Annotated in this window: 19 protein-coding genes, 2 tRNA genes, 2 rRNA genes and 1 riboswitch (1 of these 24 only partly in view); of the genes, 12 read left to right on the top strand and 11 right to left on the bottom strand. The window is 62.3% G+C overall.

All coding sequences use genetic code 11. The features are described from left to right. Positions 1-180 precede the first annotated feature (180 nt). The 5 genes from paoA (at position 181) to U5A82_RS04000 (ending at position 6,368) form a co-directional block, all read left to right on the top strand. On the top strand, positions 181-816 hold the full coding sequence (gene paoA, locus U5A82_RS04020) for an aldehyde dehydrogenase iron-sulfur subunit PaoA (RefSeq protein ID WP_326288848.1): 636 nt from the start codon (positions 181-183) through the stop codon (positions 814-816). Beyond that, positions 813-1,769, top strand: a complete 957-nt coding sequence (locus U5A82_RS04015; protein WP_326288847.1) for an FAD binding domain-containing protein — start codon at positions 813-815, stop codon at positions 1,767-1,769. The genes paoA and U5A82_RS04015 overlap by 4 nt, the downstream gene beginning before the upstream one ends. Then, on the top strand, positions 1,766-3,961 hold the full coding sequence (gene paoC / locus U5A82_RS04010) for an aldehyde oxidoreductase molybdenum-binding subunit PaoC (protein ID WP_326288845.1): 2,196 nt from the start codon (positions 1,766-1,768) through the stop codon (positions 3,959-3,961). Before U5A82_RS04015 ends, paoC begins: the two co-directional genes overlap by 4 nt. A 93-nt stretch (positions 3,962-4,054) precedes the next feature. Continuing rightward, positions 4,055-6,085, top strand: coding sequence for a TonB-dependent receptor plug domain-containing protein (locus tag U5A82_RS04005; RefSeq protein ID WP_442802148.1), 2,031 nt, complete (start codon positions 4,055-4,057; stop codon positions 6,083-6,085). A gap of 19 nt (positions 6,086-6,104) precedes the next feature. Further along, positions 6,105-6,368, top strand: a complete 264-nt coding sequence (locus U5A82_RS04000; RefSeq protein ID WP_326288843.1) for a DUF1294 domain-containing protein — start codon at positions 6,105-6,107, stop codon at positions 6,366-6,368. A 23-nt stretch (positions 6,369-6,391) separates the two neighbouring features. Here U5A82_RS04000 and U5A82_RS03995 read toward each other — a convergent pair. Then, a tRNA-Thr gene (locus tag U5A82_RS03995) sits at positions 6,392-6,466 on the bottom strand. Between the two features lie 116 nt (positions 6,467-6,582). Between U5A82_RS03995 and U5A82_RS03990 the strand changes: the two genes are divergently transcribed. Further along, positions 6,583-6,729 (top strand): hypothetical protein, encoded by a 147-nt coding sequence (locus U5A82_RS03990; protein WP_326288841.1) that lies wholly within the window; start codon positions 6,583-6,585, stop codon positions 6,727-6,729. Here U5A82_RS03990 and U5A82_RS03985 read toward each other — a convergent pair. Continuing rightward, positions 6,726-8,507, bottom strand: coding sequence for an aminopeptidase P family protein (locus U5A82_RS03985; protein WP_326288839.1), 1,782 nt, complete (start codon positions 8,505-8,507; stop codon positions 6,726-6,728). The two genes, U5A82_RS03990 and U5A82_RS03985, sit on opposite strands and share 4 nt — an antisense overlap. Before the next feature lie 112 nt (positions 8,508-8,619). On the opposite strand from U5A82_RS03985, the gene U5A82_RS03980 reads away from it, so the two are divergent. The 3 genes from U5A82_RS03980 (at position 8,620) to U5A82_RS03970 (ending at position 11,775) form a co-directional block, all read left to right on the top strand. Continuing rightward, on the top strand, positions 8,620-10,692 hold the full coding sequence (locus U5A82_RS03980) for a S9 family peptidase (protein ID WP_326288837.1): 2,073 nt from the start codon (positions 8,620-8,622) through the stop codon (positions 10,690-10,692). Next, positions 10,692-11,093 (top strand): acyl-CoA thioesterase, encoded by a 402-nt coding sequence (locus U5A82_RS03975; RefSeq protein WP_326288835.1) that lies wholly within the window; start codon positions 10,692-10,694, stop codon positions 11,091-11,093. The genes U5A82_RS03980 and U5A82_RS03975 overlap by 1 nt, the downstream gene beginning before the upstream one ends. A 61-nt stretch (positions 11,094-11,154) precedes the next feature. Continuing rightward, positions 11,155-11,775, top strand: coding sequence for a hypothetical protein (locus U5A82_RS03970; RefSeq protein ID WP_326288833.1), 621 nt, complete (start codon positions 11,155-11,157; stop codon positions 11,773-11,775). Between the two features lie 27 nt (positions 11,776-11,802). On the opposite strand, the gene U5A82_RS03965 is transcribed toward U5A82_RS03970, so the two are convergent. Continuing rightward, the gene (locus U5A82_RS03965; RefSeq protein ID WP_326288831.1) at positions 11,803-13,650 is read right to left on the bottom strand and encodes an ABCB family ABC transporter ATP-binding protein/permease; all 1,848 of its coding nucleotides are present in this window, start codon (positions 13,648-13,650) and stop codon (positions 11,803-11,805) included. Between the two features lie 232 nt (positions 13,651-13,882). Here U5A82_RS03965 and U5A82_RS03960 point away from each other — a divergent pair, with 232 nt between their 5' ends. Continuing rightward, positions 13,883-14,572 (top strand): DUF6891 domain-containing protein, encoded by a 690-nt coding sequence (locus U5A82_RS03960; RefSeq protein ID WP_326288829.1) that lies wholly within the window; start codon positions 13,883-13,885, stop codon positions 14,570-14,572. 96 nt (positions 14,573-14,668) lie between these two features. On the opposite strand, the gene U5A82_RS03955 is transcribed toward U5A82_RS03960, so the two are convergent. The 5 genes from U5A82_RS03955 to U5A82_RS03935 form a co-directional block, all read right to left on the bottom strand. After that, complete coding sequence (locus tag U5A82_RS03955; protein WP_326288827.1) at positions 14,669-14,959, bottom strand: LysR family transcriptional regulator; 291 nt, start codon at positions 14,957-14,959, stop codon at positions 14,669-14,671. 253 nt (positions 14,960-15,212) lie between these two features. Continuing rightward, the gene (locus U5A82_RS03950; RefSeq protein ID WP_326288825.1) at positions 15,213-15,899 is read right to left on the bottom strand and encodes a Fic family protein; all 687 of its coding nucleotides are present in this window, start codon (positions 15,897-15,899) and stop codon (positions 15,213-15,215) included. Beyond that, entirely contained in the window at positions 15,896-16,072 is a 177-nt protein-coding gene (locus tag U5A82_RS03945; protein ID WP_326288823.1) for a hypothetical protein, read from the bottom strand. Before U5A82_RS03945 ends, U5A82_RS03950 begins: the two co-directional genes overlap by 4 nt. A 108-nt stretch (positions 16,073-16,180) precedes the next feature. Further along, on the bottom strand, positions 16,181-18,076 hold the full coding sequence (gene thiC / locus U5A82_RS03940) for a phosphomethylpyrimidine synthase ThiC (protein WP_326288822.1): 1,896 nt from the start codon (positions 18,074-18,076) through the stop codon (positions 16,181-16,183). Positions 18,077-18,087: 11 nt separating this feature from the next. Then, positions 18,088-18,495: a DUF2065 domain-containing protein gene (locus U5A82_RS03935; protein WP_326288821.1), complete on the bottom strand. Its 408-nt coding sequence runs from the start codon at positions 18,493-18,495 to the stop codon at positions 18,088-18,090. A 54-nt stretch (positions 18,496-18,549) separates the two neighbouring features. Beyond that, a riboswitch (TPP riboswitch) is annotated at positions 18,550-18,660 on the bottom strand. Between the two features lie 38 nt (positions 18,661-18,698). Here U5A82_RS03935 and U5A82_RS03930 point away from each other — a divergent pair. Both U5A82_RS03930 and U5A82_RS03925 read left to right on the top strand, forming a co-directional pair. Beyond that, on the top strand, positions 18,699-18,992 hold the full coding sequence (locus U5A82_RS03930; protein WP_326288820.1) for a hypothetical protein: 294 nt from the start codon (positions 18,699-18,701) through the stop codon (positions 18,990-18,992). After that, positions 18,992-21,109 carry a prolyl oligopeptidase family serine peptidase gene (locus tag U5A82_RS03925; protein ID WP_326288819.1) on the top strand — a complete coding sequence of 706 codons (2,118 nt, stop codon included), beginning with the start codon at positions 18,992-18,994 and terminating at the stop codon, positions 21,107-21,109. Before U5A82_RS03930 ends, U5A82_RS03925 begins: the two co-directional genes overlap by 1 nt. Positions 21,110-21,277: 168 nt before the next feature. Here U5A82_RS03925 and U5A82_RS03920 read toward each other — a convergent pair. From U5A82_RS03920 to U5A82_RS03910, 3 genes are all read right to left on the bottom strand, one after another. Beyond that, positions 21,278-21,354 (bottom strand) — tRNA-Met (locus U5A82_RS03920). A gap of 174 nt (positions 21,355-21,528) precedes the next feature. After that, positions 21,529-21,643: ribosomal RNA gene (gene rrf, locus U5A82_RS03915) — 5S ribosomal RNA — on the bottom strand. 145 nt (positions 21,644-21,788) lie between these two features. Continuing rightward, positions 21,789-24,538, bottom strand: a 23S ribosomal RNA gene (locus tag U5A82_RS03910); it runs 45 nt beyond the window's last position.

Genomic DNA, 24,538 nt, shown 5'->3' with positions numbered 1-24,538 from the left:
GCCAGTCCGTAGCCGCTCTTATGTGGGCGGGATAGACGTTACGAATCGGGTTTTATCAGCGCCTGTGAACGGACGCTTGGCGGCTAGCATCCATCTGTTAGATTGCGCGATCCCGTGGCGCGGCTGGATCGTTTTACGCCGCCCTTCGTAGTGACTTGCAACCAACAATGAGGACCAGCCATGTCGTCCGACCATCTCACACGCCGTGGCCTCCTGCGGGGCAGTGGGGCACTCGCGGCAGCCGCCCCCCTATTGTCCACGCAGTATGCCGCCGCCGCGCCGCGAGGCCGCAATGAAGGAAATGCCATGACGCCCGTCGAACTAACCGTCAACGGACGCGAAGTGCATCTGCAACTCGACCCGCGCACCAGCCTGCTCGACGCGCTGCGTGAGCATCTGCACCTGACCGGCACGAAAAAAGGGTGCGACCATGGCCAGTGCGGCGCCTGTACGGTGATCGTGGAGGGACGGCGGATCAACAGCTGTCTGACCTTGGCGTTGATGCATGATGGCGAGAAGGTGACGACAATCGAAGGATTGGGTACGCCGGAAAATCTCCATCCCATGCAAAAGGCCTTCATCGTGCATGACGGCTATCAATGCGGCTATTGCACCCCGGGCCAGATCTGTTCGGCCGTTGCAGTGCTGGAGGAGATCGAAGCAGGCATCCCCAGCCATGCGACGGATGACTTGGACAAGGTGGCGATGAGCGACGGCGAACTGCGCGAGCGGATGAGCGGCAATATCTGCCGCTGCGCCGCCTATCCCAACATCATCGCGGCCATGCGTGACGTGGCCGGGGAGGCAAAGGCATGAGGCCATTCACGTATGAGCGCCCGTCCGACATCAAGGCCGCGGCCAAGGCGGCAGCATCCGTCCAGGGCGCACGCTTCATCGCGGGGGGCACCAATCTACTCGACCTTATGAAGTTGCAGATCGAGACGCCGACCCATCTCATCGACGTCAACCATCTGGGCCTGGACCGGATCGAGAAGACGCCCGAAGGCGGGCTGCGCATCGGGGCGCTGGTGCGCAATACCGATCTGGCGGCCGATAAGGATGTGCGGCGCGATTATGCGGTGCTGAGCCGGGCGCTACTGGCCGGCGCATCGGGACAGTTGCGCAACAAGGCGACGACCGGCGGCAATTTGTTGCAGCGAACGCGATGCCCCTATTTCTACGACACCCGTATGCCGTGCAACAAGCGTAAGCCCGGCAGCGGCTGCGGCGCGATGCAGGGGATGAGCCGCAGCCTGGCGATATTGGGCGTCAGCGACGCCTGCATCGCCCAGCATCCCAGCGACATGGCCGTGGCGATGCGGCTGCTGGACAGCGAAGTGGACACTATCGACGCGAACGGCGTGACGCGATCCATTCCGATCGCTGATTTCCATCTGCTGCCCGGCGAGACGCCACAGCGGGAGACGGCGCTGAAACCGGGCGAGATGATCACGTCCGTCACCCTGCCAAAACCCATCGGTGGCACGCATGTGTATCGCAAAGTGCGCGACCGGGCTTCCTATGCCTTCGCGCTGGTCTCCGTAGCGGCGGTGTTCGGCAAGGATGGCAGCGCGCGCTTTGCATTCGGCGGGATCGGTGCGAAGCCTTGGCGGGTGGAGGCGGCCGACACGGCGGCGAAACAGGGCGCAAAGGCCGTGGCGGAAGCCGCGTTGGCGGGCGCGCGTACGACCCCACATAATGATTTCAAGAAGATGCTGGTCGAACGGACGCTGACGTCGCTCTATCGGCAGCAGGAGGCACGGGCATGAAGTTCGAGACAGCTGCGGGCACCAACCCGATCGACAAGGGCCGGGTGATCGGCATTCCCCATGATCGCATCGACGGCGCCGCCAAGGTAACGGGCAGCGCCCCCTATGCCTATGAACGCCATGATGCCGCGCCCAATGCCGCCTATGGCTGGATGGTCGGGTCCGCCATCGCCAAGGGGCGGATTGCGGCGATGGACCTCCGCGCAGCAGAAGCCGCGCCGGGCGTGTTGGGGATCGTCACCCACGCCAATGCTGGCAAGCTGGGCAAGGGCAAGATGAATACGGCGCCGTTGCTGGGCGGGCCGCAGATCGATCATTATGAGCAGGCGGTCGCGCTGGTCATCGCCGACACATTCGAAAATGCGCGGGACGCCGCGAAGCTGGTGCGGATCGATTATACCAACGAAGATGGCCGTTTCAGTCTGGCGGCCGATCAGGGCAAGGGCGTCAAGCCGGAGAGTGGCGGCCCCGACACGGCAGCGGGCGATTTCGATGGCGGTTTCGCCAAGGCGGCGGTGAAGATCGACCAGACCTACACCACGCCCGACCACAGCCACGCGATGATGGAGCCGCACGCCACGACCGCGGCCTGGAACGGCGACAAGCTGACGCTCTGGACATCCAACCAGATGATCGCATGGGGCGTAGGCGAAGTGGCCAAGACGCTGGGCATTCCCAAAGAGAATGTGCGGTTGGTGTCCCCCTATATCGGCGGCGGGTTCGGATCGAAGCTGTTCCTGCGCGCCGATGCGCTGCTCGCGGCGTTGGGGGCAAAGCAGGTAGGGCGACCGGTCAAGGTGGCGCTTGCCCGGCACCAGATTCCCAACAACACGACGCACAGGCCTGCGACGATCCAGCGCATCCGTATCGGCGCGGACAAGGATGGCGTGATCGATGCGATCGGCCATGAGGTCTGGTCGGGCGACCTGCCGGGCGGCGGGCCGGAAACGGCGGCGCAGCAAACGCGCCTGCTCTATCGTGGACCCAATCGGATGACGGCGCACCGGCTGGTGACGCTCAACCTGCCGGAAGGCAATGCCATGCGCGCACCGGGCGAAGCGGTCGGCCTTCTGGCGCTGGAGGTGGCGATGGATGAGCTGGCGGAAGCCTGCAACGTCGATCCGGTCGAACTGCGTATCCGCAACGATGTGCAATATGATCCCGAAGCCGGGCCGCAGCGCCCCTTTTCGAGCCGCAAGCTGGTGGAATGCCTGCGTGCAGGCGCCGATCGGTTTGGATGGGACAAGCGCCAGACGAAGCCGGGACAGGTCCGGGACGGGCGCTGGCTGGTCGGCATGGGCATGGCCGTCGCCTTCCGCAACAACCTGATAACAAAGTCGGGCGCGCGTATAGGGGTCGATGCGCAGGGCAAGGTCATCGTCGAAACCGACATGACCGACATCGGCACCGGCAGCTATACCATCATCGGCCAGACTGCCGCCGAAATGCTGGGCGTGACGCTGGATCAGGTCGTGGTGCGGCTGGGCGACAGTCGTTTCCCGGCTTCGGCCGGATCGGGCGGGCAATGGGGCGCGAATAGTTCGACGGCGGGCGTTTATGCCGCCGCCGTCGCCTTGCGCACGAAGCTGGCGGAAAAGGCAGGCTACCCGGCGGACAAGGCGCAGTTCGACGACGGGCTGGTGAAGTTCGACAATAACTCGCAGACGCTGGGCGCGCTGGCTGGGCGCGAAGGCGTGTGGGCCGAAGACAGTATGGAATATGGCGATCTCGATAAGCGCTATGCCCAGGCGACCTTCGGCGCGCATTTCTGCGAGGTTGGCGTCGATATCGATACCGCCGAAGTGCGGGTACGGCGCATGGGCGGCGCCTTTGCCGCCGGGCGTATCCTGAACCCCAAATCCGCGCGCAGTCAGGTGATCGGGGCGATGACCATGGGCGTGGGCGCGGCATTGATGGAGGCGCTGGACGTTGACACCCGCTTCGGCTTCTTCGTCAATCACGACATGGCCGAATATATGGTGCCGGTGCATGCCGACATTCCCGAACAGGATGTGCTGTTCATTGAGGAACTGGACGACAAGAGTTCGCCGATGAAGGCCAAGGGCGTGGGCGAACTGGGGATATGCGGCGCGGGCGCGGCGATCGCCAACGCGATCTATAATGCGACCGGCATCCGCCTGCGCAACTATCCCCTGACGATCGACAAACTGCTGGAGACGCAGGCGGCGTAACGGCGTCGCCCCCTCCTTCCGACGGACGGATGCAGATCGTTTCCGTTTGCCAAAGCCTTGGGAAATGGGGACAGAGGCGATGAAGGGGTCGCCGTGAAAATAACTGTTCTGCCTGCGCTCATAATGTTTTCGCCTGCCGTTGCGTTGGCGCAGTCGCCTGAGCCATCCCGAGTTGACGCCGCACAGATCGTCGTCACGGGGACGGGGCTGCCCCTGCCGCCCGGAACGCCCGCTTATGGGTCGGTGGTGATCGACCGGCAGCGGCTGCTCGACAGTGCGTCGGGCCGCATCGAAAGCGCGCTGGGCGATGTCGCTGGATTCCAGCAGTTTCGCCGGTCCGACAGCCGATCGTCCAATCCCTCCAACCAGGGCGCAACCTTGCGCGCGCTGGGCGGCAATGCGTCCAGCCGTACGCTGGTCCTGCTGGACGGGGTGCCGGTGGCGGACCCCTTCTTCGGCTATATCCCTTTCAGCGCGCTGGTGTCCGACCGGCTTTCCGTCATGCGCGTAACGCGTGGTGGTGGCATTGGCGCGTTCGGCGCGGGGGCGGTCGCCGGAGCGATCGAACTGGCCAGCGCGACGCGCGACCAGTTGCCCAACTTTTCCGCCAGCGCTTTCTATGGCAGCCGCGATGCGACGGAAATGTCCGCAGGCCTGACCCGGGATCTGGGCGGCGGTTATGTCTCGCTATCGGGGCGGTGGGACCGGGGTGACGGTTTTCAGACCACGCCCCGGGATCAGCGCGTCGCCGCCACCGTGCCAGCCGCCTATAATGGCTGGTCGACCAATATCCGCGCGGTCGCGCCGCTGTCCGCCATATCCGAACTCCAGTTTCGCGCGACCCTGTTCGAGGATCATCGTACGCTGCGCTTTGCAGGCGCGGACAGTATGAGCCAGGGGCAGGACGCCAGCGTCCGCTATATCCACCGCGGATCGTGGCAGGTCGATGCGCTGGCCTATATCCAGGCGCGCAACTTTTCCAACATCGTGATTGCGTCCAGCGCGCCTTTTCGCAAATCGCTGGACCAGCGCAACACGCCATCGACGGGCATCGGCGGCAAGATCGAGATCCGCCCGCCGGTCGGCCCGGACCATGTGCTGCGACTGGGCATCGATAGCCGCTTCGCCACTGGCGACCTGTATGAGGACGCCTATAACGCCAATGTCGCGGGCAATCCGCGCACCTTCCTGCGCCACGCGGGCGGCAACCAGTGGGCCACAGGCGTCTTTGCCGAGGATGACTGGACGCCGGAAGGTCTTGGGGGCAAGCTGGTGCTGACCGGCGGCGTACGGGGGGATCGCTGGTCGATCCGCCAAGGCTTCTATCGTCAGGTCAGCGCGACCAGCGGCGCGACGACGGGCGGCGACTTTGCTAACCGATCGGACTGGGCCATGTCGGGCCGGATCGGGGCGCTCTATCGCGCGAACGACGCGATCGCGCTGCGCACGGCGGCCTATAGCGGCTTTCGCCTGCCGACGCTCAATGAACTTTACCGGCCGTTCGTGGTCTTTCCGATCACGACGCAGGCCAATGCCGCACTGAATCCGGAGAAACTGAAGGGGGCGGAGGCCGGCATCGACCTGACGCCGCTGTCGGGCGTCACCCTGTCCGCCACCGCTTTCTACAACCGGCTGGACAACGCCATCGCCAATGTCACAATCGCGACCAACATACGCCAGCGCCGGAATGTCGATCGCATCGTCGCCAAGGGCATCGAATTGACTGCGGCGGCGGCGCTGGGCGATATCCGCCTGTCGGCATCCTATGCCTATAGCCACAGCAGCGTCCACGCGCCCAGCGCGGCATTCGACGGCCTTACGCCCGCGCAAAGTCCGCGCCATGCGGCCAGCGCGACGATCGCCTACAGCCCGGCGCAGGGGCCATCGTTGTCGACCACGCTGCGCTACGTCGCCCGGCAGTTCGAGGACGACCTCCAAAGCGACATCCTGCCCGACGCGCTGACACTGGATGCGATCGCGCGTCTGCCGGTCGGCCATGGCGTCAGCCTGGTGGCGCGCGGCGAGAACCTATTCGATGAACGGGTCGTCACCCGCAATGCGGGTGGGTCTATGGACCTGGGCACGCCACGCACCCTGTGGATCGGTGTCAGCTTCACAGGCTGACGCGATCCGGGCGATGTGGATGCTATCCCTGGGCTTGGCCCTGCTGCTGGCGAACCTGATCGCCTTCGCCCTGTTCGGGACGGACAAGCGGCGTGCGCGAACAGGTGCGCGGCGCGTTGCCGAACGAACGCTGCTTCTGTGGGCGCTGGTGGGCGGCACGGCGGGGGCATTGGTCGGCCGCCATGTCTTTCGGCACAAGACGCGCAAGCAGCCCTTCTCGACCCTGCTGTGGCTGATCGTCGCCGGGCAGGCGATGGCGCTAGCCGCCTGGGCGATGTTATGACTTTGGGATGTTCGGGGGAGAAATGGTGCTGCCGGTGAGGATTGAACTCACGACCTCAGCCTTACCAAGGATGCGCTCTACCACTGAGCTACGGCAGCACTCTATTTCTGTCCCGAGGCGCTGTTCGCGCTTCGGAGGCCGGGCCTATGGCCGCCCCCCGGGCCGATGTCAAGGCGGGTTGCGGCCGACGGCGCATTTTGCTTAAGCCCACGCCATGGCTGAAACGCAGGACGAGAAAAAGACACGGCTGGCGCAGGCGCTGCGCGACAATCTGCGTCGGCGCAAGGCGCAGAGCCGGGAAGCGACGCGGGAGGGCGCGCCGCCGCCCCCTCCCGCCGATGAGCCGAACGACGAGGGTTAAAGCGGCGCGCAGGCCGCCTGGAGCCAGGCGAGGGCATCGCCGTCCAGCTGCGGACCGACCAGTTTCAGCACCAATTCATGATAGGCGTCGACCCAGTCGCGCTCTTCAACGCCGAGCAGGTCGGTGACAATCAGCGTGCGATCGATGGGGGCGAAGGTCAGCGTCTGGAACCCCAGCATATCCTTTTCCGCGCCGGGGACCGCGCGATCCTCGACCAGCACCAGATTTTCGATACGGATGCCATATTCGCCGGTCTTGTAATAACCCGGTTCGTTCGAAAGGATCATGCCCGCCGCCAGCGGTTCGTCCCCGCCGCCGAAAGTCGCGATCCGCTGCGGCCCTTCATGCACCGACAGGAAGCTGCCGACGCCATGGCCGGTGCCATGGGCGTAATCCAGCCCCTCGGCCCAAAGATACTGACGCGCCAATATGTCGAGCTGGCCGCCGCGGGTGCCCTTCGGGAAGACGGCGCGCGCCAGCGCGATATGCCCTTTGAGCACCAGGGTGAAACGGCGGCGCATTTCCGGGGTCGGCGTGCCGATCGCCAGCGTGCGGGTGACGTCGGTGGTGCCGTCGCGATACTGGCCGCCCGAATCAACCAGATAGAGGCTGTTCCGTTCGATCGGACGGTTGGTCTTTTCCTCGGCACGGTAATGAACGACGGCGCCGTTCGGCCCAGCGCCACTGATCGTGTCGAAGGACAAGTCTTCGAGCAGGCCGGTGTCCTTGCGAAACGCCTCCAGCCGGTCGGAGGCGGACAGTTCGGTCAGGCCGCCCTTGGGCGCTTGGACCGCGACCCAGTGCAGGAAGCGGCTGAGCGCCGCGCCGTCGCGCGCCTGCGCCGCCTTGTGCCCGGCGATTTCGGTGGGGTTCTTGATCGCCTTGGGCAGGACGGCGGGATCGCGCAGCGACAGGATGGTCGCGCCGCCCGCGTCCAGACCGTTGAAGATGGCGGCGACGGCGCGTTCGGGATCGGCGACCACGGTCTTGCCCGAAAAATCCTCCAGCGCGGCGGCGAAGGCTGCACGATCATGCACGCGCACCGCATTGCCCAGATGCTGGACGACGGCCTCGTCCATCTTCTCCGGCGCGACATATAGGTCGGCGGTCGCGTCGGCATGGACGATGGCATAAGCGAGCGCGACGGGCGTGCGGTCCACATCCTTTCCGCGAATATTGAAGGTCCAGGCGATCGAATCGAGCGCCGACAGGACCACCGCGTCGGCCTTTTTCTCCGTTAGCCAGTCGGCCATGGCGGCGCGTTTTTCCGCCGCCGACTGACCCGCGAAGCGATCATCATGCACCACCAGCTTGGCGGCGCTGCGCGCGGGGCGATCGGGCCAGATCGCGTCGACCGGGTTGGTATCCACCGCCACCAGTTCCGCGCCCTTCGCCGCCAGCGCCTGCGTCGCCTGGCTCACCCAGGCGCGGGTGTGGAGCCAGGGGTCGTAGCCGATCCGTGCGCCCTGCCCCGCATGATCCTTCAGCCAGGCGGCGATCGATGTCTGCGGCACGCTTTCATACTGCCAATGGGCGCCGTCCACCTGCTCGCGCACCTGGAGCGTGTAGCGGCCGTCCACGAAGATCGCGGCTTCCTGCGGCAGCACAACCGCGCTGCCCGCCGACCCCTGAAAGCCGGTTAGCCAGGCGAGCCGCTGCGCGTATGCGCCGACATATTCGCTCATATGCTCGTCGGTCAGCGGCACCACGAAACCGTCCAGCGTCTGGCGCACCAATTGCGCGCGCAGGGCCTTCAGGCGGTCTTCATAACTGGACATCACTATTCCCTTGGATCATGTCGGGCCTCTTGCATCGGCCATCATGCCGACAACATAGAGGGATGAGCGCGCTTATTCCAGCGCATGACCCCGTCTGGACCATGGATAGTTAATGACCGATCAAACGCAGCCCCCTTCCCTGCCCCCCATCGCCGAGCGCCGTTCGCATAGTTTCACGCATCATGGCGTCACCGTGGACGATCCCTGGGCATGGCTGCGCGATCCGGGATATCCGGACGTGAAGGACAAGGACGTGCTGGCCTATCTGGAGGCGGAGAATAGCTGGTTCGAAGGCGCGATGGCGCCGCACAAGCCTTTGCTCGACACACTGTTTGCCGAGATGAAAGGGCGGATCAAGGAAGACGACCAGTCGGTCCCGCAGAAGGACGGCGACTATGTCTATTGGCGCGCATTCGAAACCGGGGCGCAATATCGCAAATGGTTTCGGCGTCCCGTTGCAGGCGGTGAGGACCAACTGATCCTGGACGAACCGGCGCTGGCGGAGGGCCATGCGTATTTCCGGCTGGGCGCGATGTCGGTCAGCCCCGACGGGCGCTATCTGGCCTATGCGATCGACATCAACGGGTCGGAGCGGTTCGAGGCGCGGATCAAGGATCTGCTGACCGGCGACATATTGCCCGAGGTCATTCCCGACACGCTGTCTTCGTTGGTCTGGACCGCAGACAGCAAGGGGCTGCTCTACGGTCTGGCCAATGAGAATTGGCGGACCGACAATGCGCGGCTGCACTGGCTGGGGCAGGATGTCGCGCGCGACGTCGAACTGTTCCATGAGGATGACGAGGGGTTCCGCGTTTCGATCGGCCTTACCTCCTCGGAAAAGTGGATCGTCATTGCGACCGGGGACCATGTGACCAGCGAAGCGTGGCTGATACCGTCCGACGACCCGACCGCCACGCCTTTACGGGTGGCGGCGCGCAAGCCCGGCCGCGAATATGATGTCGATGAGCATGAGGGCACGCTCTATATCAAAACCAACGACGTTCATCCCAATTTCCGGCTGGTGAAGGCGAAGCTGGACGCGCCGGACCAGTGGGATGAAGTAATCGCGCCCGACGATCATTTCTACCTGACCGATTTCACGCTGTTCAAGAGCTTCTACGTGACCGAAGGGCGGCAGGACGGCCTGGACCAGATCGAATTGCGCGATTATGCGACCCACAGGCCAAAGCGCATCCCCTTCCCCGAAGCGAGCTATTCCGCGAGCCTGGACGACAATCCCGAATATGACGTGACGAAGCTGCGCATCGGTTATGAATCGATGGTCACGCCCGACACCATCTACGACTATCATTTGGCGACCGGCGAGTTGGACGTCCTGAAAATGCAGGAAATCCCATCGGGCTATGACGCCAGCCGCTACGCCACCGAGCGTCTGATGATCACCGCACGGGACGGCACGGAGATCCCGGTATCGATCGTCTATCCCGCCGATCTCCCCCGCGACGGCAGCGCGCCGCTGCATCTCTATGGCTATGGCGCCTATGGCCTGGCGATGGAGCCGGGATTCTCCACCAGCCGCCTGTCGCTGCTGGATCGCGGCTTCGCCTTTGCGCTGGCGCATATTCGCGGTGGCGACGACCTGGGCCAGCAATGGTATCTCGACGGGAAGCTGGACAAGCGGGTCAACACGTTCACCGATTTCGTGGACGTGGCGAAGGGACTCATCGACCTCGGCTATACGTCGAAGGGCAGGATCAGCATTTCGGGCGGATCGGCGGGCGGCGAGCTGATGGGCGCGGTGGTCAACTCCGATCCCGACCTGTGGGGCGCGGTTGTAGCGCATGTACCGTTCGTCGACGTGCTCAACACCATGCTGGACGAGACTTTGCCGCTGACGCCGGGCGAATGGCCCGAATGGGGCAATCCGATCGAGGATGAGGCCGCGTTCCACACGATCCGCAGCTATGATCCCTATAGCCATGTCAGCGCGCAGGCCTATCCGCCGCTCATGGTGACGGCCGGGCTGAACGATCCGCGCGTGACCTATTGGGAGCCGGCCAAATGGGTAGCGAAGCTGCGCGCCACCAAGACCGACGATAATATCCTGCTGCTCAAGACGAATATGGGCGCGGGCCATGGCGGCAAGTCGGGCCGGTTCGAAAGCCTGCACGAGACGGCCGAAGAATTCGCCTTCATCCTGTGGCAGTTGGGTGTGGAGGGATAATGGCCGCGTCCTTCACCAAGCAGATTATCGCGCTGCCCGAACATATCGACATACTGGGTCATGTGAACAATGCGGTGTGGGTCCAGTGGATGGAGCAGGTGTCGGTCGAACATTGGGAGCGGGATGCCGACCCGGCGCATGTCGACGCCTATATCTGGGTCGTGACCCGGCATGAGGTAGATTATCGCGGCAATGTGACGGTGGGCGAGACGGTGACTGCACGCACCTGGATTCCCGATCCGCCGCGCGGGGCGCGGTTTGACCGGCTGATCGAATTTACCGGGCCGGACGGCAAGGTAAAAGTATCCGCCCGGTCGACATGGGCTATGCTCGACAAGCAATCAGGACGATTGATGCGTGTGCCAGCAGAGGTCGCAGCGCCTTTCCTGAACCTTAGATAAAGGAACTTAGAGGAGAAGATGCACGTTAACTGGCCCGTCATCATAATGATGGGAGAGAAATATGAACAAGTTTTTCAAGACCAGCCTCGGCGGTCTACTGACTGCTTCCGCCCTTGCCTTTAGTGCTGCGCCCGCCTTTGCTGGCGACGAAGAACGTGCGCTCGCCGCTATTGCCGAAGCCAAGGGCAAGATCGAGGCCGCATCTAAACTCAACCCCTCTCCTGACTTGATTGCCCGCGCTCAGGCGTCGCTGCGTCTAGCGCAGGAGGCGTTGAAGAGCGGCAAGGAGCAGAAGGCGATCACTGCTGCCCTGGAAGCGCAGGCCAATGCCGACACTGCCATCGGTGAAGGCCAGCAGCGCGCCGATGCCAATGCCCAGATGCAGACGCAGGCTACCGTAAACGCGCAGCAGCAGGCCGATGCGGCCAATGCCCGCGCCGATGTTGCGGAGCAGGCCGCCGCTTCGGCCGCTGCGGATGCACAGGCCGCCCGCGATGCCGCCGCTGCCGCTACGGTCAAGCCAGCCACCACGACGGTCACGACCGAAACGACGAAGGCGGTGCAGACGGCGTCGCGCAGCACGACCGCGCCCAAGCGCAAGATCGTGCGGAAGACGACCCGGACCGCGCCCCGCGCTACCGTCGCCGAACGCACGACGACGACGGTGACGACGCATAACTGACCCGATGGCGCCCCCTGAGCAAAAGGCTCAGCGGGGCGTCACCACCTCAAATATATTCTCGATACCCGGCTCGGCTGGCATTTCCTCCCGCTCCGCTGCCTGACGGTTCCACATCAGGGCGTAGAGGCCGTCGGCCCGGACCAGGTCGGCATGGCGGCCGCGTTCCACGATATGTCCCTGGTCCAGCACGATGATCTCGTCGGCATCGACCACCGTCGACAGACGGTGGGCCACCACCAGGGTCGTGCGTTTGCGGCTGATGTCGCGCAGCACGGTCTGGATTTCCGTTTCGGTGCGGCTGTCTAGCGCGCTGGTCGCTTCGTCCAGCACCAGAACAGGCGGGTCTTTGAGCAGGGTGCGGGCGATCGCCACCCTCTGCTTTTCGCCGCCCGAGAGTTTCAGACCGCGTTCGCCGACGCGGGTGTCATAGCCCTTGGGCAGACTGAGGATGAAGTCGTGGATGGACGCCGCCTTGGCCGCCGCCTCTATCTCCTGCTGGCTCGCGCCTTCGCGGCCATAGCCGATATTATAGCCGACCGTGTCGTTGAAGAGGACCATGTCCTGCGGCACGATGCCGATCGCGGCGCGCAGCGAGGCTTGGGTGACGCTGGCTATATCCTGCCCGTCGATAGAGACCTGACCCTGCTGGATGTCGTAGAAGCGGAACAGGATGCGGGCGATGGTGGACTTGCCCGCGCCGGATGGGCCGACGATCGCCAACGTCTTGCCGGCCGGGACGGTGAAGCTGACATCGTGCAGGATTTCGCGTTCCGGGTCGTAGCCGAAGCGGACATGGTCGAAGCGCACTTCACCGCCGCGGGCCTGAAGATCGGTCGCGCCCGCCACGTCGGCGATCTCCTGCGGCGTGTCGATCAGAGTATACATCGCCTCCATGTCGATCAGCCCCTGGCGGATGGTGCGATAGACCATGCCGAGCAGGTCGAGCGGGCGGAACAGCTGGCTGAGCAGCGTATTGACCAGCACCACGTCGCCGGTGGTGAACTGCCCGACGCTCCAGCCCCACACGGTATAGGCCATGGCCCCCGCCATCATGAGGTTGGTGATGAGCGACTGGCCGATATTGAGCCAGGCGAGGCTGTTCTCGCTCTTGACCGCCGCTTGCGCATAGCGGCGCATCGCCATGCCGTAGCGGGTCGCTTCGCGCTGTTCGGCGCCGAAATATTTGACCGTCTCGAAATTCAGCAGGCTGTCGACGGCATGGGCGACGGCGTTGGTGTCCATGTCCACCATGTCGCGGCGCAGCTGGTTGCGCCATTCGGTGACGGTGCGGGTGAACCAGATATAGAGCGCAACCATGACCACGGTCGCGACCACCAGGCCAGCGCCGAACTTGACGAAGAAGATGACGCAGACCGCCACCAGCTCCAGCACGGTCGGCGCGATGTTGAACAGCAGGAAGTAGAGCATCGTGTCGATGCTCTTGGTGCCGCGCTCGACGATCTTCGTGACCGCACCGGTGCGGCGGTCGAGGTGGAAGCGCAGCGACAGGCGGTGGAGATGGATGAAGACGTCGTCGGCCAGTCGCCGCCCCGCTTCCTGTCCGACCTTTTCGAACACGGCATTGCGCAGGTTGTCGAACAGGACGCTGCCGAAGCGCGCACCCGCATAGACGGCGACCAGCGCCATGGCGAGGCCGACGGCCGGTTCCATGCCGGGCGCCATCCGGTCGATCGCGGCCTTGTAGGCGAAGGGCATGGCGAGGCTGATCGCCTTCGCCAGCAGCACCAGCCCCATGGCGAGCGCGACGCGGCGACGCAGCGGGGCCGAATCCGCAGGCCAGAGATAGGGCAGGAAGCGGCGGAGCGTCGCCCAGATGGGCGGGATCGGCGTGGATGAAGCGATATCGGGTGGCATTGGGCGCTATGTAAGCGCGATCGCGGGGCAATCCAATGGAATCGGTGCATGGTGTTGGCCAAGGATGTGCCAATGGTCGGGATCGGGCGACGGGGCCGCTGCGACATGGCTTCGGCTCCGCGCTGTGGGGCGTCCCGCGACCGGCTGGAACAAAGGGGCGCTTTAGGCCCTTTTCCTTTGCTCTTCTGCGCGGCATGATAGCTGCGTGGCATCGCAGGAGGCAGACAGGCGCATGTTCGGGTCTTTGTGGAAGCGGATTTTTGGAACGAAGACTGCCGGTAGCGACCAGATATGCGAGGCGAACAGCCCCGCCCCCAGCCCCATCGCCAGCTATGATCCGGTGGCGGCGCTGCGCGATCTGGTGCGGCGCGACGTGGCGGGCGGCTTCTTCGACGACGACGCGATCCTGACCAACGCCAATGACGTGTTCGAGGAGGAACTGCCCCGGCCGCTGCTCCGGATCGAGGCGTCGGCCGCGCTGCGCGCGGCGCTGGCCGATCATCGCGCCGCCGAGCGGGACTGGTCGGACATGACCGATTGCGACCGGCTGGACGCCGCCTTTGCCGCCCTGGAGGAGGAAGGCATCGTCGCCCGGCAGAATTTCACCTGCTGCGGCACATGCGGCGCAACCGAAATCTGGGACGAGATCGAGGCGGCGCAGGATGAGGGGATGGTGGTGGAAGGCTATGCCTTTTTCCATATGCAGGACACCGAATCCGCCGTGGAAGGCCACGGCCTCTATCTGAACTATGGGGCGTGCGGCGAGGGCGAAGAGGCAGCGGCGATCGCGATCGGCCATCGTATCGTGGAGCAACTGGAAGCGCAGGGGCTGACCACCGATTGGGACGGCCAGATGGCGCAACGGATCGGCGTGTCGCTGGAATGGAAGAAGCGGCGCAGCGCAGTGCTGTTGCAGGGGTAAGGCGCGCAAAGTTCACGCCATAGCGGGGGTTTTCGGCCCGAAGCGCTCGCAAGGCGCCCCCGAAGCGTCACCGATGCGTCCCCGAAGCGCCGCTTCCTATTGCCTGCCAGCGCGCGTCCGCGCATGATCGATCGCCAACGGGCGGGTCATCAACTGGTCATGCAGGAACAACGCCTCCGCCCAGTTGCGGTCGAATTCCGTGTCGGCGAGGCGACGGCGCAGGCGATGCGCGCTGGACGGCGACAGACCCACCGCGCGCGCGGCATGGCGAACACTACCGGTCTGCAACAAGGTGCCGAGAAAGGATGCCTGAAGCGCGGGCGTCCAGCGGGCGCGGCGTTTTGGGGCGGGGCTGGTGGGCGGATTGGGGGAAGGCTGCTGTTCCATCCATCAGGATAGATCAGAGGATTTCCAAATAGGAAAGGAGTTAGGAAGCGGGGGCGAGATGGTGGCGGAACCAGTCGGCGAATTGATATTCATATCCCGGCAGCAGGGATCCATTCATCAAAACATTTACCTCGTGATAGCCATACATATCACCTGCGGCATGATTTTTTCTGTCCAGTCTGCGCGTTAGTTTTCCTAGAGGCACTGCGCACTAAACAACTGATAAAATTATAGAATCTCTTCTGCATCCACTTCAGTGAAGTTTACGATCTTTCGGACTTCCGGCAGCTGGATCTTTGGCATCATTATATGCTGAAAGAAGTTGGGTCGCGAGACACTTATCCAGCAGCATCTCCAGAGCGGTAAGATCAATCTTACCTTCTACTAGATGTTTGTCAGCGTTCTCGAGTGCTTGATAATAAGGCGTACGATCAGCAGCTATCTGCTCTGGAACTGTTTTACTACCAGGAAGCAGATACCCCACTTTTCCACATAGCACATAATAAGCCAAGGCACGCGAAGTTCGTCCATTTCCATCGGTAAATGGATGTATCCAGTTCAACCGCCACATTACATAGGCGCATAAGTGAAGAGCTTCACTAGTTTCCGCGTTGTCCATCACATATTCGCACATCTCTTCAATTAGAGATGGAACAAGATGTGCCGCGGGAGGAATGTGCTTGCTCTGACCAATCTCAATATCTGCCGGTCTGTAGTTTCCGGCATAAGCTGATAAACCATCCAAAGCAATTCGATGAAGATCAAGAATCATTGATGCCCGCAAGCGAAACGGACGCGTGCCACGCGCTATCTCATCGACCATGTCCAATACGCGGTCAAATTGCGCTACAGCATTCTCAGACTCCCGAACAGCGACCTCATCGGGATCGTCAATTAGCGTTGCATCTGCCGCAATGCTATGCCGCTGTCCTTCGCTCACTCGGCTAAACTTCCAAGCTTCTCAGCCGCAGCCGCCACCATTTCCCGTGTGACTCGCTCGTTCTCAATATGAGCGTTTCCGTAAGCAAAACTTCTACGCTGTGCTTCCTTCTCTGCACCCGACATCGCTTTGCCACGCGCGGCCTCCATCAGCGCTGTCAAATGTTCGCTCATATCTTACTCCCAATAGCAGCCTGTTGTTGCTGTCCCTCACGCCATCGTCAACAGCTAAGCGATGAGATGGGCCGTTCTACCCGTTGGTTTCACGTGCAAAGCGCCGCCTCAATCATGCTCCCTTCCGCCAGCGCCCATATAGAGTTCGCTGCCGGTGGCCTTGAACAGCTTGCTCATCTCTTCCATGCCCTTGAGCGCAGCGGCCTTGCTCGCTTCGGCGGTTTCGCGGCCGGTGAGGCCCGCTTCGACGAAGCCGTCGGCGGGCTGGTTCTTCTTCGCGGCGAAGTCGCGCACTTCCTGCGTGATCTTCATCGAGCAGAATTTGGGGCCGCACATGGAGCAGAAATGCGCGCTCTTCGCGCCTTCGGCAGGCAGCGTCTGGTCGTGATATTGTTCGGCGGTTTCGGGGTCGAGCGACAGGTTGAACTGGTCGCGCCAGCGGAATTCGAAGCGGGCGCGGCTGAGCGCGTCGTCGCGGACCTGCGCGGCGGGATGGCCCTTCGCCAGGTCGGCGGCGTGGGCGGCCAGCTTGTAGGTGACGACGCCGACCTTCACGTCATCACGGTCGGGCAGGCCCAGATGTTCCTTGGGCGTGACGTAGCAGAGCATCGCCGTGCCGTACCAACCGATCTGCGCCGCGCCGATGCCGCTGGTGATATGGTCATAGCCCGGCGCGATGTCCGTGGTGAGCGGCCCCAGCGTGTAGAAGGGCGCTTCGCCGCAGACCTGGAGCTGCTTTTCCATATTCTCCTTGATCTTGTGCATGGGCACATGGCCCGGCCCTTCGATCATCACCTGCACATCCTGTTTCCAGGCGCGGTGGGTCAGTTCGCCCAGCGTGTAGAGTTCGGAGAACTGCGCTTCATCATTGGCGTCGGCGATCGATCCGGGGCGCAGGCCGTCGCCCAGCGAATAGGCGATGTCATACGCCTTCATGATTTCCGTGATCTCGTCGAAATGCTCGTAGAGGAAGCTTTCCTTGTGATGGGCGAGGCACCATTTCGCCATGATGGAGCCGCCGCGCGACACGATGCCGGTGACGCGTTTGGCCGCCATCGGGATATAGGCGAGGCGGACGCCCGCATGGATGGTGAAATAATCGACGCCCTGCTCCGCCTGTTCGACCAGCGTGTCGCGGAAGATGTCCCAGGTCAGATCCTCGGCGATGCCGCCGACCTTTTCGAGCGCCTGATAGATGGGGACGGTGCCGATCGGGACGGGGGAATTGCGCAATATCCATTCGCGCGTGTCGTGGATATTGCGGCCGGTCGAGAGGTCCATCACCGTGTCCGCGCCCCAGCGGATCGACCAGACCAGCTTATCGACTTCGGCCGCAACATCGGACGCGACGGCTGAATTGCCGATATTGGCGTTGATCTTGACCAGGAAATTGCGGCCGATCGCCATCGGCTCGGATTCGGGATGGTTGATATTGTTGGGGATGATGGCGCGACCGCGGGCGATTTCGTCGCGCACGAACTCCGGCGTCACATAGTCGGGGATGGACGCGCCGAAGCTTTCGCCGTCGCGGATATAGGCGGCGAGGCGAGCGCGGCCCAGATTTTCACGCTCCGCCACATATTCCATTTCCGGCGTGATGATGCCGCGACGGGCATAGTGCATTTGGGACACATTGGCCCCCGATTTGGCGCGCAGGGGGCGCTTGACGAGGTTGGGGAAAGGCTGGACGCCAGCGGAGCGATCCGGGCCTTTGAGGCCGTTATCCTCCGGCTTGATTTCGCGCGCGTCATATTCCTCGACATCGCCGCGATCGCGAATCCAGTCGCGGCGCAGTTGCGGCAGGCCCGCCATGATGTCGATGCGGGCTTCGGGATCGGTATAGGGACCGGACGTGTCATAGACGCGCACCGGCGGCTCGCCGCAGCCCGGCTCCAGATGGATTTCGCGCATCGCGACCTTCAAGGGGCCGACATGGATCTTCTTCGATCCCCGGATGGGGCCAGTGGTGACGCGCATCTCTGTGCGGGCGGGGACATCTGCCATGCTTATACCTTTCAGACGGAAATGGTGGCGCGGCCGGTGAGGCCCGCGAGGAAGAGGAGAAGACCGAAAATGAGCGCGACGATCGCCCAGATGCGGATGAAGCCCGTCGACCAGTGGCCGATGCGGATCAGCGGGCCGGGCACCGCCAGCAACGTCGCGCCCTCGATCAGGGCAACATAGCCGATCAGGCTGACGATGATAGCGAGCGGGTCGGTCCAGATGCTGTGGATCAGCACCAGCGTACCGCCGACCGCGAAGACGGCGAAACCCAGCGCGACAACCAGGCCCGGCGATCGATTGAGATCGTCCATGACCGCGCGCCAGCGCTGCGGACTGGCGACGCCGCCCAGGCCGATGACGATCATGTAGAGACCGAAAATCTCCGCCAGGCGCAGCGTCAGAACCGAAATCGTGTCCATAAGTCCGCCTCCTTGTCGCCACGTTCGGGGCGGAGGGCGGGCGCGGTCTGCGGGTTAGACAAGCCGTTCCCTCCCTACGCCGGTCTCAACCAGATCAGGTTCAACGGGTCGTGGCCACATCAGCCACCTCTCAACCGCCTGTGCGCGGTCCCCCGGGGATGCTGGACAGGATAGGGACGAAAGGCCACAAGGTCCAGCACCTTATGTTCGACCACCCGCCTCCCGATCTGTCCACCAAAGCTGGCCGCAAGGCATGGCGTCATGAAATGCGCATGGTGGCGGTGCGGCCGCGACGATGGGGGTTGTGGCTGCTGACTTTGGGATTCCTGCTGGTGCTGGCCCCATCCGCTTTCGGGCTGCACAGCCTGTGGGGCTGGTCGCCCAGCCTGATCGGGAGCCTGTTGATGCTGGGCGCGTTACCTCTGCTGGTTGCGGGCGCGCTGTTGCGGCGACGCTATCGCCAGGGGCGGCTGGCCGCGCCAAGGGGGAAGATGTGATGAAAAGGATGTTGTTGTTGGTGACTGCCGCGATGTTGACAGGCGCAGGTGCGCCCCCTGCCCCGGCCCCGCAGCCTGCGCCCGCCGACGATCCCTTCGTCTGGCTGGAAGACTGGACCGGCCCGCGCGCGATGCAATGGGTGGAGGCGGAGAACAAGGCGACCGTCGCGACCCTGCAGGGTGATCCGCGCTATGCAGGCTATTATGCGCAAGCGCTGGCGATCGCGTCGGCCAAGGACCGGATCGCCATGCCGATGCTGGTCCATGGCCGCGTCTATAATCTGTGGCGCGACGCCGATCATCCCCAGGGCATCTGGCGCCATACGAGCGAGGCCGACTATGCGACCGCCGCGCCGCGCTGGACCACGGTGCTGGATCTCGATGCCCTGTCCAAGGCGGAGGGGAAGAAGTGGGTGTGGAAGGGCGCGACCATCCTGGACCCCGAGGAGCGATTGGCGCTCATCAGCCTGTCGGACGGCGGGGAAGATGCGGTCAGCCTGCGCGAATTCGATCTGGACAAAGGGCAGTTCGTGTCGGGCGGATTCGATATTCCGACGTCCAAGCAGAATGTCGCCTGGCTGGACAAGGACACGCTGCTGCTCGCCCGCAATTGGGGAGACGGCAGCCTGACCGCGTCGGGCTATCCTTTCGTGGTGAAGACGCTCACGCGGGGGCAGCCGCTGTCGGCGGCGCAGGAAATCTATCGGGGTGCGCCTGGTGATCAGGTCGGGACGTTTCCGATGCTGCTGTCGGATGGCGCAGGGCATCGCGCGGCCTTTCTCTATCGTGGCGTTACCTTCTTCGGCAACGAAACCTATCTGGTCACGGCCGATGGCGTGAAGAAGCTGCCGCTTCCGGCGAAGAGCCAGTTGCAGGGCATGGTCCAGGGGCAGGTGCTGATCCAGACCAGCGAGCTATGGAAAAGCGGTGGCGTGACGGTGCCGTCGGGGTCGCTGGCGGCGGTGCCGCTCGCCGCGTTGCAGGCGGGCGAGACGCTGAGGCCGCAGATCCTGTTCGCGCCCAATGCGCGCCAGTCGATCGACGGCGTCGCGGCGACGAAGAACCGCGTAATCGTAGCGATCAACGACAATGTGCGCGGACGCGTGCTGGTGCTGGCGCCTGGCAAGGACGCATGGACCACGACACCGGTCTCCCTGCCCGACAACGCCACGATTGCGATCGTCAGCGCCACCGACAAGAGCGACAATGCCTATCTGTCGGTGTCCGGCTTCCTGGCGCCCACGACCCTGTGGGCGTTGGATGCCGCCAACCCGACGCCGCGCCAGGTGAAGGCCATGCCCGCGCGCTTCGACGCCGACGGGCTGGTGGTCGATCAGTTCGAGGCGACCTCTACCGACGGGACCAAGATCCCCTATTTCATCGTCCATCGGAAAGACATGAAGCCGGACGGTTCGACGCCGACGATCATGACGGCCTATGGCGGTTTCGAAGTGCCGATGACGCCGAGCTATGCGGCGATCACCGGCAAGCTCTGGCTGGAACGGGGCAATAGTTTCGTGCTGGCGAATATCCGCGGCGGCGGCGAGTTCGGCCCGGCCTGGCATGAGGCAGGGCTGAAGACCAAGCGGCAGATCATCTATGACGATTTCGCCGCGGTGGCGCAGGATATATTCGCGCGCAAATTATCGTCGCCCAGAAAGTTCGGCATCTATGGCGGCTCCAATGGCGGGCTGCTGATGGGGGTGGCGTTCAACCAGCATCCCGATCTGTGGAATGCGGTCGCGATCCAGGTGCCGTTGCTGGACATGGTGCGGTACGAGCAGATCGCGGCCGGGGCATCCTGGGTCGATGAATATGGCAGCGTGTCGGTGCCCGCGGAGAAGGCGTTTCTGGAGAAGATTTCGCCTTATGCGAACATCCGTCGGGGTGTGAAATATCCGGTGCCCTACATCTGGACCACGTCCAAGGACGACCGTGTGGGGCCGCAACATGCACGCAAGTTCGCAGCACGGCTGAAGGATTATGGCCTGCCCTATTATTTCTACGAAGATACCGCCGGTGGCCATTCGGGCGATGCGGATATCGCGCAAGGCGCACGATTGCAGGCGATGCAGATGGTGTATTTCAGCCGACAGTTGGAAGGGGCCGAGCGGTGATAGGGGGATCGGGGGCGGCAGGTGTCCGCCTCCGACATGTTGGTTGCGCATGTTGTAGGCGATAAAAAACCCCGCTGTTCAGGCGGGGTTGTGTGTGGGGTTATGGGTCCCGGCCTTCGCCGGGACAACACAAAGCCTAAGCTCACTGCGTTCGCCAATGCTTTGTGTTGGTTGCGGGAGTAGGATTTGAACCTACGACCTTCAGGTTATGAGCCTGACGAGCTACCGGGCTGCTCCATCCCGCGTCACTTTTGTTTAGCCTCAAGCGCCGGCGGGAACATCCGTTCCCTTGGCTTTCCTCCCCGGACTTGATCCGGGGTCGGGCGGCCGTTCGGCCTTGCGGCCTGCGGCCCGTTGGTACGGGCCGAGACGTTGTGAATGGGTTTTATGTATTTTCCGATATATGCGCGCGCTGCAATGCCTGGCGACGCCCTACTCTTCCAGTGCTTGAGCAATAGTACCATCGGCGCAGACTGGTTTCACGGCCGAGTTCGGGATGGGATCGGGTGGGTCACAGACGCTATGGTCACCAAGCAATGAAGCGGGCGCATATAAGGGGGTTATAATCGATACCGTGCACGTTTTGTGTGTGTTTGTAAGCATATATCTGGGCTGGCTTAACAACCTACGATCGTCGAGCGCTGCTGTATGACCAGCATTGTCGTTGATGGTGGGACTCTTAAGCGCGAATAGGACAATTAGTATCGGTTAGCTTCATGCGTTACCGCACTTCCACATCCGATCTATCAACGTGGTGGTCTTCCACGGTCCTGTGAAATCTTATCTTGAGGGAGGCTTCCCGCTTAGATGCTTTCAGCGGTTATCCCGTCCATACATAGCTACCCTGCTGCGCCACTGGCGTGACGACAGGTACACCAGAGGTATGTTCAACCCGGTCCTCTCGTACTAGGGTCAACTCCTCTCAAATTTCGACGCCCACGGCAGATAGGGACCAAACTGTCTCGCGACGTTCTGAACCCAGCTCACGTACCACTTTAATTGGCGAACAGCCAAACCCTTGGGACCTGCTCCAGCCCCAGGATGTGATGAGCCGACATCGAGGTGCCAAACGATTCCGTCGATATGAGCTCTTGGGAATCATCAGCCTGTTATCCCCGGCGTACCTTTTATCCGTTGAGCGATGGCCCTTCCACGAGGGACCACCGGATCACTATGACCGACTTTCGTCTCTGCTCGACTTGTCAGTCTCGCAGTCAGGCGGGCTTATGCCATTGCACTCTAACAGACGGTTTCCAACCGTCCTGAGCCCACCATCGCGCGCCTCCGTTACTCTTTAGGAGGCGACCGCCCCAGTCAAACTACCCACCACAGAGGGTCCCTGCACCGGATAACGGTGCGAGGTTAGACATCAGAAAACAGCAGGGTGGTATTTCACCTATGGCTCCACATCAACTGGCGTCGATGCTTCAAAGCCTCCCACCTATGCTACACAGCTCTTTCCTAATGCCACTCTGAAGTTGCAGTAAAGGTGCACGGGGTCTTTCCGTCTAACCGCGGGTACTCCGCATCTTCACGGAGAATTCAATTTCGCTGAGCATATCCTGGAGACAGTGGGGAAGTCGTTACGCCATTCGTGCAGGTCGGAACTTACCCGACAAGGAATTTCGCTACCTTAGGACCGTTATAGTTACGGCCGCCGTTTACCTGGGCTTCAATTCAGAGCTTGCACTCCTCCTCTTAACCTTCAGGCACCGGGCAGGCGTCAGGCCCTATACGTCGTCTTGAAGCCGACTTAGCAGAGCCCTGTGTTTTTGCTAAACAGTCGCTACCCCCTGGCCTGTGCCCCCCATAAGTGCTTGCGCATATATGGGGCCTCCTTCTTCCGAAGGTACGGAGGCAATTTGCCGAGTTCCTTCAGGATACTTCTCTCAAACGCCTTGGTATACTCTACCATTCCACCTGTGTCGGTTTAGGGTACGGTCTATACGGAGGGGCTATTTCCTGGGACAACTTCACAGCCTGGAGCAATCCAATAAGCCCAGACCATTTACGCCATCCGTCACACACCTCCAGGCCCACGAATATTAACGTGGTTCCCATCGACTACCCCCTTCGGGCTCGTCTTAGGGGCCGGCTTACCCTGCTCAGATTAGCTTTAAGCAGGAACCCTTGGAATTTCGGCGACAGTGCATCTCACACTGTTAATCGCTACTCATGTCTGCATTCGCACTTCCGATACCTCCACGGTCGGTTACCCTCCCGCTTCAACGGCCTACGGAACGCTCCGCTACCGCTCAGTCAAAGACTGAACCCTAAGCTTCGGTGCATCACTTTAGCCCCGTTACATCTTCGCCGCAGGATCTCTTATTTAGACCAGTGAGCTGTTACGCTTTCTTTAAAGGATGGCTGCTTCTAAGCCAACCTCCTGGTTGTTTTGGAAATCCCACATGCTTTCCCACTTAGTGATGACTTGGGGACCTTAGCTGTAGGTTAGGGCTGTTTCCCTTTTGACGACGGACCTTAGCACCCGCCGTCTGTCTGCCGGACTAGACTCGTTGGTATTCGGAGTTTGGTTAGTATTGGTAGATCTCGCGACCCCCGCAACCATCCAGTGCTCTACCCCCAACGGCAATCATCCGACGCTCTACCTCAATAGATTTCGCGGAGAACCAGCTATTTCCCGGCTTGATTGGCCTTTCACCCCTAAGCACAACTCATCCGACAATTTTTCAACATTGAACGGTTCGGTCCTCCAGTGCGTGTTACCGCACCTTCAACCTGGTCATGCATAGATCGCCGGGTTTCGGGTCTAATGCATCAAACTATGGTCGCCCTATTCAGACTCGCTTTCGCTGCGCCTACACCTAACGGCTTAAGCTTGCTTGATACACTAAGTCACAGACCCATTATGCAAGAGGTACGCGGTCAGGTCTCAAGGACCCTCCCACTGCTTGTAGGCATCCGGTTTCAGGTACTGTTTCACTCCCCTCATCGGGGTGCTTTTCACCTTTCCCTCACGGTACTGGTTCACTATCGGTCATGTACGAGTATTTAGGCTTGGAGGGTGGTCCCCCCATGTTCAGACAGAGTTTCACGTGCTCCGCCCTACTCAAGTCCTGGAATATCATTTTCGCATACGGGGCTGTCACCCGCTATGGCCGCACTTTCCAGAGCGTTCTGCTAATTATATCCCAGGCGCTGGCCTGGTCCGCGTTCGCTCGCCACTACTAACGGAATCTCGGTTGATGTCTTTTCCTCCGGGTACTGAGATGTTTCAGTTCTCCGGGTTCGCTTCACCAAAGCCTATTTTATTCAGCTTAGTGATACCTCTCCCATTTAACACTGGCCCTGGATCGCTCCAGAAGCAGTCTTAAATGGTGAAGGTGGGTTATCCCATTCGGAAATCGCGGGATCAATGCCTGCTCACGGCTCCCCCACGCTTATCGCAGCGTGCCACGTCCTTCATCG

The sequence above is a fragment of the Sphingobium sp. CR2-8 genome (assembly GCF_035818615.1).
In the GTDB taxonomy this organism is placed as follows: domain Bacteria; phylum Pseudomonadota; class Alphaproteobacteria; order Sphingomonadales; family Sphingomonadaceae; genus Sphingobium.
The sequence above is the reverse complement of the archived record's forward strand: the minus strand, read 5'-3'. Positions and strand labels throughout refer to the sequence as shown.